Annotated in this window: 12 protein-coding genes; 5 read left to right on the top strand and 7 right to left on the bottom strand. The window is 62.2% G+C overall.

Features of this window, described 5'->3' with window-relative positions:
• Positions 1-16: 16 nt before the first annotated feature.
• Complete coding sequence (locus Q0W88_RS06025; RefSeq protein WP_297801112.1) at positions 17-1,276, top strand: threonine/serine exporter family protein; 1,260 nt, start codon at positions 17-19, stop codon at positions 1,274-1,276.
• A gap of 9 nt (positions 1,277-1,285) precedes the next feature.
• Here the strand turns inward: Q0W88_RS06025 and Q0W88_RS06020 are convergent, their stop codons facing one another.
• Entirely contained in the window at positions 1,286-2,986 is a 1,701-nt protein-coding gene (locus tag Q0W88_RS06020) for a proline--tRNA ligase (RefSeq protein ID WP_297801111.1), read from the bottom strand.
• Between the two features lie 101 nt (positions 2,987-3,087).
• Here Q0W88_RS06020 and pssA point away from each other — a divergent pair, with 101 nt between their 5' ends.
• The 3 genes from pssA to rimI are packed head-to-tail and all read left to right on the top strand — an operon-like array spanning position 3,088 to position 4,603.
• Positions 3,088-3,864, top strand: a complete 777-nt coding sequence (gene pssA, locus Q0W88_RS06015) for a CDP-diacylglycerol--serine O-phosphatidyltransferase (protein ID WP_297801109.1) — start codon at positions 3,088-3,090, stop codon at positions 3,862-3,864.
• A complete protein-coding gene (locus tag Q0W88_RS06010) occupies positions 3,828-4,124 on the top strand; it encodes a hypothetical protein (RefSeq protein WP_297801107.1) in 297 nt (98 codons plus the stop codon). Before pssA ends, Q0W88_RS06010 begins: the two co-directional genes overlap by 37 nt.
• On the top strand, positions 4,121-4,603 hold the full coding sequence (gene rimI, locus Q0W88_RS06005; protein WP_297801105.1) for a ribosomal protein S18-alanine N-acetyltransferase: 483 nt from the start codon (positions 4,121-4,123) through the stop codon (positions 4,601-4,603). Before Q0W88_RS06010 ends, rimI begins: the two co-directional genes overlap by 4 nt.
• A 28-nt stretch (positions 4,604-4,631) precedes the next feature.
• Here rimI and Q0W88_RS06000 read toward each other — a convergent pair whose 3' ends face one another.
• On the bottom strand, positions 4,632-7,394 hold the full coding sequence (locus tag Q0W88_RS06000) for a valine--tRNA ligase (protein ID WP_297801103.1): 2,763 nt from the start codon (positions 7,392-7,394) through the stop codon (positions 4,632-4,634).
• A gap of 176 nt (positions 7,395-7,570) precedes the next feature.
• Between Q0W88_RS06000 and Q0W88_RS05995 the strand changes: the two genes are divergently transcribed.
• A complete protein-coding gene (locus Q0W88_RS05995) occupies positions 7,571-9,115 on the top strand; it encodes a YdiU family protein (protein WP_297801101.1) in 1,545 nt (514 codons plus the stop codon).
• 3 nt (positions 9,116-9,118) lie between these two features.
• Here the strand turns inward: Q0W88_RS05995 and Q0W88_RS05990 are convergent, their stop codons facing one another.
• From Q0W88_RS05990 to Q0W88_RS05970, 5 genes are all read right to left on the bottom strand, one after another.
• Positions 9,119-10,786 carry a hypothetical protein gene (locus tag Q0W88_RS05990; RefSeq protein WP_297801099.1) on the bottom strand — a complete coding sequence of 556 codons (1,668 nt, stop codon included), beginning with the start codon at positions 10,784-10,786 and terminating at the stop codon, positions 9,119-9,121.
• Positions 10,787-10,810: 24 nt separating this feature from the next.
• Positions 10,811-12,109 (bottom strand): Xaa-Pro dipeptidase, encoded by a 1,299-nt coding sequence (gene pepQ / locus Q0W88_RS05985; RefSeq protein WP_297801097.1) that lies wholly within the window; start codon positions 12,107-12,109, stop codon positions 10,811-10,813.
• A 44-nt stretch (positions 12,110-12,153) separates the two neighbouring features.
• Positions 12,154-12,498 (bottom strand): PilZ domain-containing protein, encoded by a 345-nt coding sequence (locus tag Q0W88_RS05980; protein WP_297801095.1) that lies wholly within the window; start codon positions 12,496-12,498, stop codon positions 12,154-12,156.
• Positions 12,491-14,755: a DUF1631 family protein gene (locus Q0W88_RS05975; RefSeq protein ID WP_297801093.1), complete on the bottom strand. Its 2,265-nt coding sequence runs from the start codon at positions 14,753-14,755 to the stop codon at positions 12,491-12,493. Before Q0W88_RS05975 ends, Q0W88_RS05980 begins: the two co-directional genes overlap by 8 nt.
• 71 nt (positions 14,756-14,826) lie before the next feature.
• On the bottom strand, positions 14,827-16,626 hold the full coding sequence (locus Q0W88_RS05970; RefSeq protein WP_297801092.1) for a TonB-dependent receptor: 1,800 nt from the start codon (positions 16,624-16,626) through the stop codon (positions 14,827-14,829).
• Between the last annotated feature and the right edge of the window lie 190 nt (positions 16,627-16,816).

The following is a 16,816-nucleotide window of genomic DNA, read 5'->3' as shown; positions in this document are numbered from 1 at the left end:
TGAAACGCGCACACGCATGACCGGCGGCATCACCCACGACCGATTCGGTGAACGCGTCGACTTCGTGCTCGAGCTGGCGCGGCATCTGCACACGGCGGGAACATCGGTCAATCGTCTGGAAGGCGCGGTCGAGCGCGTGTCGAACAAACTCGGCCTGCAGGTCAGCATCTGGTCGAATCCGACCGGATTCATCATCAGTTTCCAGGATCCGGTGCTCGGGCCGCCGCATACGGTGACCCGGGTCATGCGTTTGAAGCCGGGCGATACCCATCTCGGGCGTCTGTCCGATGCCGATGCCATCGCCGAACAGGTCATGGCCGGCGGCCTGGATATCGCCAGCGGTCTGGCCCGGCTCAAGGCCATGGACCGCGAACCGACACGGCTATTCCGCATCGCTTCGGTACTGTGTTTCGGCATCGCTTCGGCCATGGTGGTCAGTCTGTTTCCGCGAACGGGCTGGAATGATTTCGGTGTTGCCGCGCTGCTGGGGATGATGATCGGCGTGCTGGCCCAGTACGGTGAACGCAAACCCCAGCTGCATGATGCGGTAGAGGCGGTCGCGGCGTTTCTGGTCACCTTGGCGGCATCCCTCATCGGATGTCTTATGGTGCCCTTGAGCATCCAGCCGGTGGTTATTTCGGCGCTGATCATCATGATGCCCGGCATGATGCTGACCTCGGCCATCAATGAACTCGCCAACCAACAGCTGGTTTCCGGCAGTGCGCGTTTCGCCGGCGCGATGACCGTGCTGATGAAACTCACGTTCGGCACCATTCTCGCGGCGCAGCTGGTCCAGATAACCGGTTGGCAGCTGCTCAGCAATGCCGGTTCTTCGGTGCTGCCCGGCTGGATGCCCTGGGCGATGTTGCTGCCCGGCGCGTTCGCACTGGCCGTGCTGTTCAAGACCCATTGGCGCGACATCCCGATCGCCATGGCGGCGGTGCTTCTCGGTTACGGGGTGATGAAAGTCTGCGCGCTGGTGCCGGCGCTCACCGCCGGGGATATTCCGGTCGGCGCATTCCTCGCCGCATTCACGGTCACCGCGGTGTCGAATCTGTATGCGCGTATTTTCAATCGCCCGGGCGCCTTGATCCGTGTTCCCGGCATCATCCTGCTGGTGCCGGGAAGCCTGGGTTACCGTACGCTCAATATCGCCTTCGCCCAGGATCTGGCCAGCAGTCTGGATCTGGCATTTTCGCTGTTCGCCGCTCTGATCGCCCTGGTTGCCGGCATTCTGTTCGGCAATCTTCTGGTGTCGTCGCGGCGCTACCTGTAAGCCGCCGGATCAGCCGGCCAGACGTGCCATCAATTCGCTTTCACTGAGGTTTTCCGACGCCTCGGCGCTGCGCTGGCGGTATTCCAGCGTGCCGGCCTGAAGTCCGCGGTCGGACACCACCACGCGGTGCGGAATGCCGATCAGTTCGATGTCGCCGAACATGGCGCCGGGGCGCAGGCCGCGGTCGTCCAGACACACGCTCAGGCCTTTGGCCTGCAGATCGGCATACAGTTTTTCGGCATAGGCGCTGACGGTTTCATCGCCCTTGGGATTGATCACGCACACGGCGACCTGCCAGGGCGCCATGGCTTCCGGCCAGCGGATGCCATTGGCATCGAAATTCTGCTCGATGGCGGCAGCCACGATCCGGCTGACGCCGACGCCGTAGCAGCCCATGAACATGATCTGCGCTTTGCCATTGGCATCGAGTACGGTCGCGTTCATGGCTTCGGCGTATTTCTGACCGAGCTGGAACACGTGACCGACTTCGATGCCGCGCGCGATCGACAGCACACCTTTGCCGTCCGGCGAGGGATCGCCTTCGACCACATTGCGGATATCGGCAATCAGATCGGGTTCCGGCAGATCGCGGCCCCAGTTCACGCCCTGCAGGTGGAAACCGTTGCGGTTGGCGCCGACGATGAAGTCGGCCATGTGCGCCACCGTGCGGTCAGCGATGATATGAACCGGTTTCAGCGGCTTGACCGGGCCGAGGAAACCCGGCTGCGCGCCGAGATGTTCGGCGATTTCGGCCTCGTTGGCCATCCGGTAATCGGCGAGCCCCGGCAGTTTCGCCAGCTTGATTTCATTGACCGCATGATCGCCGCGCACCAAGGCCAGCGTGAAGCCATGTTCGGAAATCAAGGCAAGACTTTTGACTGTTTTGACGAGCGCGACGCCCAGCAGGTCGGCCACGGCTTCGCAGGTGGTCTGGGTCGGGGTGGCGGCATCGCGCAGCGCTTCACAAGCCGCTGCACGCGTTTCACTCGGGGCGACGGCTTCCGCCATTTCGATATTGGCGGCGTAATCGGAGCCGTCGGAAAAGGCGATGGCGTCTTCGCCGGAATCGGCCAGCACATGGAATTCATGCGAGGCGCTGCCGCCGATGGCGCCGGTGTCGGCGTTGACCGCACGGAAACGCAGGCCCAGACGGGTGAAGATACGGCTATAAGCCGCGTACATGGCCTGATAGGTCTGTGCCAGGCATTCCGGGCTCAGGTGGAACGAGTAGGCGTCCTTCATCAGGAATTCGCGGGCGCGCATGACCCCGAAGCGCGGGCGGATCTCATCGCGGAATTTGGTCTGGATCTGGTAGAAATTCACCGGCAGCTGCTTGTAGCTGCGCAGTTCCTGACGGGCGAAATCGGTGATGACTTCCTCATGGGTCGGGCCGTAGACGTAGTCGGCCTGCTTGCGGTCCTTGATCTTCAGCAGCTGTCCGCCGAATTTCTCCCAACGGCCGGTTTCTTCCCAGAGCTCTTTCGGCTGGATCGACGGCATCAGCAGTTCCAGCGCGCCGGCACGGTCCATTTCCTCGCGCACCACGGTCTCGACCTTGCGCAGTACGCGCAGGCCGAGCGGGGTCCAGGTGTACAGTCCGGATCCCAGACGCCGGATCAGGCCCGCACGCAGCATCAGCTGATGACTGACGATTTCGGCATCGGCCGGGGTTTCTTTCGAAGTATGCAGATGGAACTGGGACAGGCGCATGGCGTAAATCACATGTTTTCAAGCGTTTATTGTAAGGGCTAACGCCGGATTGCCCAAGCCATTTTTGGACAGGGGCCGCCGAAACTGGGTAAACTGGGTCCATGGAACCGAATCCCGCACCGCAAAGCCCGCGCAACAAGCACATCTACCTGTTGCCCAACCTGCTGACCACCTGCGGCATGTTCGCAGGGTTCTATGCGATTCTCGCCGCCGCCAGCGGCCGCTTCGAGGCCGCCGCCGTGGCCATTTTCATCGCGGCGGTGTTCGACGGCATCGACGGCCGGGTGGCCCGGTTGACCGGCACCAGCAGCGAGTTCGGCGTGCAGTACGATTCCCTGGCCGATCTGGTCAGCTTCGGCATGGCACCTTCGCTGGTCATGTACCACTGGGCGCTGAGCACCATGAAGCTCGACGGCACCCTGGCCGGCAAGGTCGGCTGGGCCGCCGCCTTCCTGTACGCCGCCTGTGCGGCCCTGCGTCTGGCCCGCTTCAACACCCAGGTCGGCTCGGTCGACAAGCGCTGGTTCATCGGCCTGAACAGTCCGTCTTCGGCCGGCATGATGATGTCCTTCGTGTGGGCGATGAATGAATTCGGCTGGAACGGCCGGGAACTGCGTTACATCGCCTTGGCGCTGACCGTGGTCTGCGGCCTGTTGATGGTCTCGCGTTTCCGTTACTCCAGCTTCAAAGGCTCCGGCCAGCCGAAAGAGCGCGAAGACCGCATTCCGTTCGGCATGGCATTGGTGGTGGTCGCGGTGCTGGTCGCCCTGTTCATTGATCCGCCGCGGGTATTGCTGTTGATGGCAGGCACCTATGCGGCCTCCGGCCCGCTGTACTGGCTGTGGCTGAAACTCAAACCGAAATCCGCTTCCGCCTGAATATGTTCAGCCGTTTGGAGCGCGAACGCCTGCAGGCCATGGGATTGACCGTGTATCAATCGGCGCAATCCGCGCCTCCTGCGCTATCGGAAATATCGACCACTAACGCCGAATCCGGATTCTGGCAGACCCGCCTTGGCCTGAATATCCGCCGTTACGCCGAAGGCATCGACACCGCGGCCCTGCCGGCCTCGGTTACGGGTGCCGAGGGCAAGAAATCGGTCTGGAACATCATCCGGTCATTGCGTCACGGCCGATGAACGCGCAGAAAGCCACGGATCCCCAGCTTCGGCTGATCAGGCAGAGCGATGTCGATGCGGTGATGGCGGTTGAGAACCGCGCCTATCCGTTTCCCTGGACGGCCGGAATATTCCGCGATTGCCTGTATGCCGGGCACGAGTGCTGGATGCTGGAAGGACAGTCCGGAATCATCGGCTATTTCGTGATGAGTTGCGCGGCCGGCGAGGGCCATCTGCTCAACCTGTGCGTGGCGCCCGAGCATCAGGGTCATGGCCAGGGCCGGCGCCTGCTGCGGCAAGTGTTCGAAGTGGCACGTTGGCACCGTCTGCAACGGCTGTTCCTCGAAGTCCGGCCGAGCAATCCGCATGCCATTGCCCTTTACGAGAGCGAAGGCTTCAATGAAATCGGCAAGCGGCCGAATTATTACCCGGCGGCCAAGGGTCGCGAAGACGGCATCGTGATGGCCATCGAGCTGCAGGAGTTCGATTTCACGGCCTAGGGGCGCAGTAAGCAGCGTCCCTGCAGAATCATCCCAGTTTTTGCAATTGCGCGGCCAGCGCGCTCTGCTGTGCCTGCCAATCGGCCAGGCGCTGGCGTTCCTGCTCCACCACCGCGGGCGGCGCATTGGCCACGAAAGTGTCGCTGGACAGCTTGCCGCGGCATTTTCCGATTTCGCCTTCGATGCGTTTGAGCTCTTTGGCCAGACGTGATTTCTCGGCGTCCAGATCGATCAGGCCCGCCAAGGGAATGTAGATCTGCAGCTCACCGACCAGGGCCGTTGCCGCGGCCGGTGCTTCGCCGGAGAGTTCATCAATGGACTCCAGGCGGGCGAGGAATTTCAGGGCGGCATCGGCGTTGGCCAAACGGCTGCGGTCGTCGTTCTGACGGGACTGCCACAGCAAGGGGATGGTTTTTCCCGGCGCGATGTTCATTTCGCTGCGGATACGGCGGATGTTGCCGACCACGGCCTTCAGCCATTCGATGTCGGCCACGGCGCCGGCATCGGTGTTGCCGAAATCGACGGCTTTCGGGTAACTGCGGGTACTGATGGTGTCGCCGCCGATGCCGAGTTTCGGCGCGATGGCGTGCCAGATTTCTTCGGTGATGAACGGGATGACCGGGTGCAGCAGACGCAGGGTCGCTTCCAGCGCGAACAGCAGGGTATGCCGCATGCTGTCGGCGGCAGTTTTATCCTCGCCGGCCAGCGCCGGTTTGGCGAACTCCAGGAACCAGTCGCAGTAGGTGTTCCAGGTGAACTCATAGAGTGCGGTGCTGGCCAGATCGAAACGGTATTCGGCGAAATGGGTCTCCACCTCTTGGCAGGTCTGGGCCAGCTGGGCCAGCAGCCAGCGTTCCGCCTGCGAATGCGCCGGCGGCGCGCCCTGCGCCGAAAAATCCTCGCAGTGCATCAGCACGAAACGTGCGGCGTTCCAGAGTTTGTTGCAGAAGTTCTTGTAGCCTTCGGCACGGTTCAGGTCGAATTTGATGTCGCGGCCGTGCGTGGCCAGCGAGGCGAAGGTGAAGCGCAGGGCATCGGTACCGAAGGCCGGAATGCCGTCGGCGAATTCCTTCTGGGTCGCTTTGCGGATCTTCTCGGCCATCTGCGGCTGCATCAGGCCCTGGGTACGTTTTTCGATCAGGGCTTCCAGCGTGATGCCGTCGATGATGTCGATCGGATCGAGGATGTTGCCTTTCGATTTCGACATCTTCTGGCCGTCCTTGTCGCGCACCAGGCCGGTGATGTACACATGCTTGAACGGTACGCGGCCGGTGAAGTGATCGGTCATCATGATCATCCGGGCGACCCAGAAGAAAATGATGTCGAAGCCGGTGACCAGTACCGAGGTCGGCAGGCGCTTGTCGTATTCCAGCGCGGCCATGGCTTTTTCGTCAGGCCAGCCCAGCGTGGAGTGCGACCACAGCGCCGAACTGAACCAGGTTTCCAGCACGTCGTTATCGCGGGTCAGAACGGTAGCTTCGGCAATACCGTGTTTGTTGCGTACTTCCGCTTCATTGTGGCCGACGAAAATGTTGCCCTCAGCGTCGTACCAGGCCGGAATGCGGTGGCCCCACCAGAGTTGGCGCGAAATGCACCAGTCCTGGATGTTTTCCATCCAGTGCCGGTAGGTGTTGATCCAGTTCTCCGGCACGAATTTCACCGTGCCGTTTTCAACCAGTTCCAGGCCGCGTTTGCCCAGCGTGTCCATTTTCACGAACCACTGGTTGGTGAGATAGGGCTCGATGATCTGTCCGGTCCGGTCGCCGCGCGGCACCTGCAGTTTGTGCGGCTTTTCCTCCACCAGCAGTCCGGCCTCGGTCAGGTCGGCCAGCACCGTCTTGCGTGCGCTCTTCACGTCCAGGCCGCGGTACTTTTCCGGCACGGCATCGTTCAGATGCGCGTCGGGCGTCAGGATGTTGATCATCGGCAGGCCGTGGCGCTGGCCGACCGCATAGTCATTGAAGTCGTGTGCCGGTGTGACTTTGACCACGCCGGTACCGAATTCGCGGTCGACGTAGTCGTCGGCGATGATCGGAATCTGGCGCTCGGTCAGCGGCAGCTTGACGGTCTTTCCAATCAGAGCCGCGTAGCGTTCGTCCTCCGGATGCACCATCACCGCGGTATCGCCGAGCAGGGTTTCCGGACGGGTGGTGGCCACGGTCAGCGTGCCGCTGCCGTCACTGAGCGGATAGGCGATCGACCACAGGAAGCCGTTTTCTTCCTCGCTGACCACTTCCAGATCGGAGATGGCCGTTTTCAGCACCGGATCCCAATTGACCAAACGCTGACCGCGGTAAATCAGACCTTCGGCATGCAGACGCACGAAGGTTTCAATCACCGCCTCCGACAGACCTTCATCCATGGTGAAGCGTTCGCGACTCCAATCGCCGGAGGTGCCAAGCCGGCGCATCTGACGGGTGATGGTGTCGCCCGACTGCTGCTTCCATTCCCAGACTTTTTCGATGAATTTTTCGCGGCCGAGCGAGTCGCGGGTTTCGCCGGTGCCGGCCTGCGCCAGGTTGCGGTTGACCACCATTTCGGTGGCGATGCCGGCATGGTCGGTCCCCATCTGCCAATGCGTGTCGTAGCCGTTCATCCGGTGGTAACGGATCAGCGCATCCTGCAGGGTGTGCTGGAAGGCATGACCCATGTGCAGGGTGCCGGTCACATTCGGCGGCGGCAGCATGATGGTGTACGCCGGGCCCTGACCTGACGGGGTGAAACAGCCGGTGTGTTCCCAGTGCGCGTACCATTTGCCTTCGAACTGGCTCGGATCGAAACTTTTATCCATGACGGGCGGCAAGCAAATGCTTGTTTTTAGTAAAGAATGAGACCTCTAGACTAGCAAATCCGCGGCTTTTCCGAAAGCCGCAGATGATCGGCGCCAGTAAAATCAAGCCGCTATTGAGCCTTCACGGGCCGACTGCTACGCTTCAGGCTTCCATTTGCCGCCAGGCGCCGCATGCGATGCTCGTTTTCGAAGACCGCTTCACCCGTTACTTTCCCGCCGATACCGCCACCGGCCGGGAGCCGCGCACGGTACAGAATGCGCTGTATGCAAGGGTAGAACCGGAGCCGATCAGTCGTTCGAAATTATTGCTATGGTCTGAAGAAACGGCGGACCTGCTGGGCTTGCCGGCAGCTGCCGCGAGGTCCGATGCGGTGCGTGATGTGCTGGCCGGCAATGCCGTGGTTTCCGGCAGTGTCCCCTATGCCACCGTGTATGGCGGACACCAGTTCGGGCATTGGGCCGGGCAGCTCGGTGACGGGCGCGCCATCAACCTCGGCGAAATCGGGGATTTTACGCTGCAGCTCAAAGGTGCCGGCCGCACGCCGTTCTCGCGCCATGCCGACGGCCGCGCCGTGCTGCGTTCGAGCATCCGCGAGTTCCTGTGCAGCGAAGCCATGCACCATCTGGGCATTCCGACCACGCGGGCCTTATCGCTGGTCGGCACCGGCAGCACGGTGGTGCGTGACATGTTTTATGACGGCAACCCCGAAAACGAGCCCTGCGCACTGGTGTGCCGGGTATCGAAAAGCTTCCTGCGTTTCGGCCACGTCGAGCTGTTGGCCCAACGCGGCGAGATGGATCTGCTCAAGCGGCTGACGGCTTACACCCTGAATCCATCTGATCCGGATGCCGATGCCACAACGCCGGAGGCCGTCGCCGAATTGTTCGATCGGATCTGTCGGGACACCGCCACGTTGATCGCCCGCTGGATGGCCGTCGGATTCGTACATGGGGTGATGAATACCGACAACATGTCGATGCTGTCGGAAACCATTGACTATGGCCCCTATGGCTGGCTGGAAAAATACGATCTGCAGTGGACGCCCAACACCACCGATGCCGAGGGCCGCCGTTACTGTTACGGCAACCAGCCGGCCATCGCCCAATGGAATCTCTCACGACTGGGTAACGCCCTGTATCCCCTGATCGAGGATGTCGAGCCCCTGCAGAACAGCCTCACGGCCTTCAATCAGGAATTCCATGCCGGATGGAACCGTCTGCTTGCGGCCAAACTCGGTCTGAGCGCCGAGGTACTGCAGGCCAATCCGCTGTGCTACCAGCAATTGGTGCATGTGCTCAGCGCAATGGAGATGGACTTCAACCTGTTCTTCGATGCGCTGACCCGTATGGCCCCGCAGGATGCGGACTGCAGTAACACCGAATCACTGCAGGCGCTGCTGGCTTGCAGCTATGCCCAAACGCCGGATCCTGCACCCTTGCAAGAGTGGCTGCAGCTTTACCGGAAACTCGTTGTGGAATCGGCGCTTGCCGACCGCGGGTCTTCGATGCGCGCCGTCAATCCGGTGTTCATTCTGCGCAACCATCTGGTGCAGGATGTCATCGATGCGGCGCATGCCGGGGACCTTCAGCCGCTTCAGGATATTTTCGTGCGTCTGAAAACGCCGTATGCGGATGCCGCCGATGATGCGCGCTGGGTCAGGAAGTGCCCGCCGGAATCCATGCACCGGGCCGGTTGTTCGATGCTGAGCTGCAGTTCCTGAGGCTTAAAGCCGCGGCGGCTGACCGGGCGGTGGCGGCGGCGGTGAGGGCAGCGCGACCGGCGGTACCGCATTCGGCACCGGGCTGGGTCCTGTCGGCCTTACCGAGGGTGGTGCATTCGGCCATCGCACCGGACCGGTCATGCCTTGCCAGGTCTTGCCGCCGTCCACGCTGGTCTTTACCAACTGCAGCGCGGTTTGTCCGAAGAAGCTGATGCTGTAGAGCATCAGGACCTTGCCGTTGCGCGAGTAGGCGGGTTGCCACCAGCTCCGGCTCAGGTCGGGGTGATGGGTGAAATCCCAGGTCTTGCCGCCGTCGCGGGTGAATGACAGCCCGGATTTCTTGGCGGAAAACGGCGCGCTCTGATAGCTGAATCCGTTCTGCGCATCGTGGAACTCCGGCAGCCCGAGAAACCGATTGAAGCTTGCCGGCGTCCAGGTTTGTCCGTAGTCGCGGCTCTCATAGGGGCTGGTGGCGATGCTCTTGGCGCAGGCGCAGCGCAGTACGCCGTCGGCGGACAATTTGGCCGTGGCGATGCTGCCGGGCAGATCGCGCAAGCTGCTCGTCCCCGTGGCCAGATCAATCGCCGCGATTTTACGGCTCGGCAGGGTCAGCACCAGCGTGCCATTGTGGTGGAACAACTCCGGTTGCGCGCCGGGCAGACCGGTCCAGGTCGCGAACACCAACGGGTAGTCGCCGATTTTCCGCCATTCCCCGCCGGAAGCCTTGCCGCGGTAGAGCGACACGGCCTCGTTTTTCTGAAGGGTAAACGCCACCTCGTCATCGCCGATGACCACGGCGTTGGTGGTGAGGCCGAAAGGCAAGCCTTCGCCGCGGTCGACCCAGGTCATTCCATCATCCGCGGAATAACGCAGCATGCCGGCCTCGCCGGTGGTGAATACTTTTCCGTCGCTCAACTCCCGGACCGAGGTGATCATCAGGTCATGGCCGGTATCGAGCAGCTCCAGTGCGTTGCCGGGTTTGTAGCGTTTGATCATGCCGTTGTGCGAACTGAAATAAAAACCATCCTCGCTGTAGTCGGTCGCGCCCAGCATGCCGTAGCTGCGAGCTTTCATCTGGATGCGGTTCATTTCCGACGTTGGGCCCTGATTTCCGGCCCAGCCGCTGTCCAAGCTTGCGGCGTAGGACGACAACGCCGGGTAGGCGCCCAGCATATGCTTGGCTTCGTCTGCCCCGGGGCTGTGATTCCAGCTCCAGTAGTTGCGGAATGCGCTGGGATCGGTGCTGTAGCTGTTTGAAACCATCGCCAACGCGATGGTGCCGAGATAGCGCACGCGGCCAGCACTGATTTCAAATTCAGGCATGTCCGTCGGCGCGGGCAAAGCCGGATCCGCACAGAGGACCTTGCAGTCCACCGCCTGGAAATCCACGAACCGGTAACGCCCCGGTGGCAATGCCCCCAGGTACGAACGCGTGGTCCGGAAGCCGTTGCTGCTGCCCTCGAGAAAGAACACGGTCGTGCCGTCGGATCCGGCAGGCGTCACCGAGATCTGCGGAATCAGGGCGCCCGGGAAGACCGCGGGAAAGTCATTGCTGAGCTGAAACAGCACCGCACCTTGACCGCCGGCCAGTGCTTCGTTGACCGGCGGGGTTTTGGCGGCTAGCGCGGGGCACAGACCGAGCAGTACAACGGCAAGAAAAGCACGCAGCATGTGATGGATTCCCTGGATCTGTGCTTAAAGTGCCGCGAAGGCATCGCGGCTGATGTTTTCCGGATCACCATCGGTGCAGTGCACTTCGTCTTCGATACGCACGCCGCCGTAGGGCATCAGCTGCTCGACCTTGGCCCAATTCACTGCCTTGGCTTCCGGGCGGTTTTTCAGATCGGCCAGCAGCATCGGGATGAAATACAGGCCGGGCTCGATGGTGACCACCATGCCGGATTCCAGGGTGCGGGTCATGCGCAGGTACGGATGGCCTTCGGGGCGCGGAATCAAGCTGCCGTTTTCATCGCTGAAACCGGCGACATCGTGCACCTGCAGGCCGATGGGATGGCCGAGGCCGTGCGGGTAGAACACGGAACTGACCCCTTTTTCCAGCATGCTGCCCGGATCCATGTCCACGATGCCCAGATCGCGCAGCACGCCGCCGAGGCGCAGATGCGTCTGCAGGTGCAGGTCGCGGTAATCGGTGCCGGCGCGTACCTGGGCACACAGAGCCTGCTGTTCGCTATCCACCGCGGCGATCAGCTGTTCGTAGAGTTCGAAACCATTGCCGTGGGTGCGGGTGATGTCGGCGGCGTAGCCGTTGTATTCGGCACCGGCATCGATCAGCAGCGAGCGGTGATGCGCCGGTTTGTTGAAGCTCTTGTATTGGTAATGCAGGGTTGCGCCGTTTTCATTCAGCGCCACGATGTTGTTGTAGGGCACATCGTTGTCGGTATGGCCGGCGGCGGCGAGGAATGCGGCATTGATCTGTGCTTCCGAGGCGCCGGCACGGAATGCCTGCTCCGCGGCGGCATGGCCGCGCACGGCTTTGGCCTGGGCTTTGCGCATCTGCGCCATTTCGTAGGGCGTTTTGTAGGCACGGTGATAATGCAGGTAGGCCAACAAACCGGCCGGGTTGTTCGGTACAACCGCGCCGACCGCGGCATCGGCTTCGCCGATGATCGCGCTGCGGGCCGGATCGGGCAGATGTGCGGCGGCCTCGCTGGCGTCCCCGATGATCCGGATGTCGAAATGTTCGGTCCATTCGCCCTGCGGCGCGCTCGGCGGCACATGCCAGTAATCATCCGGCTGGAAATACACCAGCAGCGGTTTCCTGCCGGGCGTGAACGCAATCCAGCTGTTCGGGTGCTGGCAGAGCGGCAGCCAGTATTTGAACTGCGGATTGGCTTTGAACGGATAGGGAGAGTCGTCGAGAAAACGGATTTTTTCGATGCCGGAAGCGATGACCAAGTGGTCATGGCCGGACCGGGCCAGTGCGGTTTCGGCGATGCCGGTGATGGTATCGAGATGCTGTTTATAGAGGGTCATGGCGGATGATTCCGTGGCGGTGCTCGGATTGGCGGGAAGGGGATTCAGACGTAATGGCTGCCGGGTTCGGCAACCCATGCCCGCAGGCGGATGCGGTCGTCCTTGCTGATGTCGATGAAACGGAAGCCGATCAGCACGGCACCGCTGGCCTCATCGCTGGTGCTCCAGAGTTCATGCAGGCCAACCTTGACCGGCTGTGCGGCACCATGGCTGAACTGCAATTCGCACTGGAACAGGGCGTCGGCCGCCACGGACTGTTCGGAGCTCAGCATCATGCCGGATTCGGACAGGTCGATGACCATGCCGAGACGCTGCCCGGTCATGGCGTCGATGACCGTGATCGGGGTATCCGCTTTTCGCCGCTGCAGCCGCCGTGATTCTTCAGTCATCGTTCTTGTCCTGGCCGCCGGGCAGGAAATTACGCAGCGAGGTGATCATGTTTTCGAAGGCCCGCTCGAAGATGCCCTGTTTGTTTTCCTGCTGGATCCAGACACGGCCTTCGGAAATCTCGACGGCCAGTTCTTCCAGCAGCATCTCCGCGGTTTTGTGGCCGCGCTGGTTGACGAACAGGACATTGTGGGTGATGCGGCTGAGCCAGGTCAGTTTCGCCCGGCTCGGCCGGTTCGCGCCCGGCTCGAGGAACTCGAACCAGGTCCCGATCGGGATGTCCTTGAGCTGGTCGACCAAGGCTTTCTGCTCATCATCGAGATCGTAAATATCGGTGCTGACGCTGCGGGTGCTTTCGCCTAAGCGCGGCTTTTCATGCGGTACCGGTTCGGGCGCTTCGGCGTTGCGCTCGATCAGATTGACCGCGATCTTGGCGGCCTCTTCTTCGTGATAGCCGACCAGCGACAGCGACTGCTGAATCTGCAGTTTGAGCTGTTCGATCAGCGCGTTGCTGAGGCCGTCGTTGGCCGGCGTGTTGGCGGCGATGATGTTCTCGGCAATTTTCTTCTGATCCCGCCAGTCGTCCGATTCGGCCCCGTTGCGCAGCTCGGTCAGTGCCATCACATCGGCCCAGGCTTCATTGAGCATGGCTTTGGTGTATACCGGAATATCCTGTTCGGCCATCAGTCCGGACATGGTCTTCTCGGCACGGTCGCGGGCGATGCGCAGTTTTTCCTTGGCCTTGGATACATCGATCTGACGCCGTTCGGCGGCCTCGGCCTTCTTGATCAGGCTCTGCAGCAGCCGGTTGGTTTCCTCGTAGGCCGCCAGCAGCTGGCGGCTGTCTCCGTCGAAATCCCGGACCGTGCTGCCGACGATGCCGGCCAGACTGCCCTGCAGGCCGTCATCGGCATCGCCGCTTTCCAGCCAGTTGAAGCCGGCTTCGGCCAGGATGTTCAGCATCTGCCGTGCCGGATGCACGCGGTCGCTGAAGAAGGATTTATCGCGCATGACCACGCGGATCAGCGGGGTCTGCATCATTGCGATCAGCTGCGCCGTCGGCGATCCGGGGTTGATGCTTTTCATCGCATCGTCCATCAGCAGCCCGACCAGATCGATGGCATCGCTGTCTTCCGGATCGAGCGTCAGCTCCTTGTCCGGCGTTGACTGGTTGCGCAGGCGCGCGATCAGGTCATGTTTCAGGTGCTGGATGCTGGCGCCCACGCCTGGGTTGCTGACCGCATTGCGCTGGAACTCATCGAGGATGCCGCCGATCTGTTCATCGGAGGCCGCGACGGAAGGGCTTTCGGCACCGTCACCGGCGGCATTGCCGCTCAGATAAGTGTTCGAGAAGGAATTGAGTTTGTTCAGCAGCTGTTTCCGGCGCGCCAGCAGATGCTGCAGTTTGCTGAAGCTTTCCTCGATATGGCCAGCGGACTTTTTCGGCGCATCGGCATTGGGGAACAAGGTGTAGATTTTGGCGCTGGCCGGTTCGGTGGCCGCCCCGGCCACGGCTTCCTCGGCTTTGGCCGTCGCCGCCCGCTTGTGGCGCAGCAGAGGATTGCGGAACGGCACATAGGTCAGGTTCGGCAGCACGCCCTTGCCGGCAAGGAACGCGTTGCAGGCCTGCAGAAGTTCGGCATAGTGGCCGAGCACATGCCGTTCGAACAAGTGATAGATCTGCCGGGTGCCGTCCGGATCGAGCCCGAGACAGGCCAGCGCACTGCGGAAACTGTCGCACAGGCGCTTCGGCCCGAACGGCACCTGCTCGTAACTGAAGGCCGGACCTGCGGCCAACACGCCCAGCCGCTGGGCCAGCAGGAACAGCTCGAAACTGTTCTGCGATTCGCAGCGTCCGGCCATGTTGGTCTGTATCTGGTCGAGGTCGAAATCATCGACATCAAGCAGACGCAGCTCGGCGGAGATCTCCACGGCCGCATCCGCCCTGGGCATGCGGCCTGCCGGCTGGCGGATTCCGGCCAGTTGCTGCTCGAGGCTGGACAGAAACTGCGGGATGAAATCATGACGCGTGCGCTTGAGGTTGCGCAGACTGCCGAAATGCTCGCTCTGCTGTTCGCCGCGCACGTGTTCCGCGCTCTTGAACAGCAGGTCTTCGAATTCATTCAGGGCGATATGCAGCTGGCGTTCGAAAAAATCGGAACCCAGATCAAGCAGGCCGTCGCACAGGGCAAGCACGCGCACCGGCAGGCCTGCCTGATGCAGACCGCCTGAAACGTGCCGGGAACCGCTACTGTCCATGAACATCCTGTGCGAACTGCGCCTCCATAGCATAACCCAGACCGCCCCCGTTTCAAGGGGGCGCCGGCCGCTTACTGCGCGAGGTAATTGAGACGCAGGAACAGGCTGCGTCCGGGCGTGGCATAGCCGTCCAGCAGCCGGTAGTCGCGGTCGCCCAGATTTTCAATCCGGCCCTCCAGGCGCCAGCGCTCAGCCAGCGGCCAGCTCGCGCTCAGGTCGATGCGGCCATAACCGGGCAGAACGCTTCCGAGGTCCGGTCGCTTGCCGGTGCCGGTCACCTCCAGGCCCAGTTCCGTCCCGTTGCCGAAGCGGTAGCGCAACTCCGCCAGCCCTTTGATTTTCGGGCGGCGCAGTAGGGCATTGCCGGTGGTTTCATTCACCGCCTGGGTCCAGGTGCCTTGCGTCCGCCACTGCCAAGCGCCGGCGGACCCGCTCAGTTCCGCCTCGGCCCCTTCAATCCGGGCCTGCTGGATGTTGATGGCCTGGTTGTTGACGCCTTCGAAGGCAATCAGGTCATCGATGCGGCTGCGGTAGGCCGAGAATTCGGCGCGCAGCGCATTGGCGAAGGCATGGCTGTAGCCGATTTCCAGACTCTGCGAGCGTTCCGGCTCGAGATTCGGGTTGCCGCCGAAGCTGCCGAAAAATCCGGGATAGTACAGTTCGTTGAAATTCGGCGCACGGAAGCCCTGGCCCCAACTGGCGCGCAGACGGCCAGCCGGAGAAACCTGCAGCCCCCAAGCCGCGCTGGAGGTCAGCCGGCTGCCGAACTGGCTGTTGTCATCCCAGCGCGAGGCCAGCTCGAGCGATTGCCGGCCGTAGCTGCCGTTCCAGACGCCGAACACGCCGTGGTTGTCGCGGGTTTCCTTGAACTCTGGCCCGCTCCAGCCGTTTGAATAGCCCGATTCTTTGGAGGCATTCACGCCGAAAGCCACCGTGCCGTCGTCAAGCGTCAGCGTGTTGGACCAATCCAGGCTTTTCCGGCGGCTGCCGTACACGCTGGCATAGGCGGGCGTGTCGAGTTTTTCATAGGATTCCCCGAGGCTGAGCTTGTGCTGCCAGCTCGTGCTCAGGGCGCCGCTGAGCGCGAGATTCCAGCTGTGGTTGTCGGCCTGCGTACGGCCCTGGTCGAATTCGACATCGCCGCGCGTGGCGATGCCGGTGAAACTCAGGTTCTGCGTGCCGAGCGCGGTGCCGGCCTGCAGCGCGGCATGTTGATTGCGGTAGCCGTCCTTGTCCGGATCATAGCTCCAGACATTGTCCGGGGTGGTTGCGGAGAAGCCGTCGAAGGTGTCAAAACCGGCGCTGAGCGCAACGCGGCCATGCTCGCCGGCGATGCCGGTGCCGGCATCCAGTCCGGCGCGGCGGTAGCTGCCGGCACGTATTTCGGCATGGGCGCTGTCGGGTGCCCGGGTGAAAATCTGGATGACGCCGGACAGGGCATCCGAGCCCCAGACCGAGGCCCGCGGCCCGCGCACGATTTCAATGCGCTCGATCAGCGCCAGCGGCAGATGGGCGAAATCGAACAGGCCCTGCGTCGCGGAGTTGACGCGCATGCCGTCAATCAGGATCAGCGCGTGGTTGGAATTGCCGCCGCGGATGAAAATCGAGTTCTGCGAACCGCTGCCGCCGGTGCGCACTACATCGATGCCGGTCTGTTTGCCGAGCAGGTCAATCACATCGATGGAGCGGCTGGCTTCGATGTCGGCGCGTTCGAGCACGGTGATGCTGTGGCCGGCATCGCCGGCCGCTTGCGCGATGCGGTTGCCGGTGACCTGCACGCGGTCGAGACTGCGGGCCGCATCGTCGGCGCTTGCCTGCAGCGTGAACAGAAGGGCGGAGGATAAAACGGTGAAACGGATTGGAGATTTCATGACGGTTCCTGTTGTGGTGCGCACCCGCGCCGCACGATGAAGAGGAACCGACGAAACCATTGCACGGCAGAACGCCGCAGACAATAATTCGGCCGCGCTGCCCTCCGCAACGTGCAAAAGACTCAGGCGAACTCTGCGGCACCAGGGGGTTTGGCTGGTTACCGATGGCCACGATCACCGTATCCGCTGG

Source organism: Arenimonas sp. GDDSR-1 (assembly GCF_025980345.1).
GTDB lineage: Bacteria > Pseudomonadota > Gammaproteobacteria > Xanthomonadales > Xanthomonadaceae > Arenimonas.
Note: the sequence above shows the minus strand (reverse complement) of the source record. Positions and strands in the feature narration are given on the sequence as shown.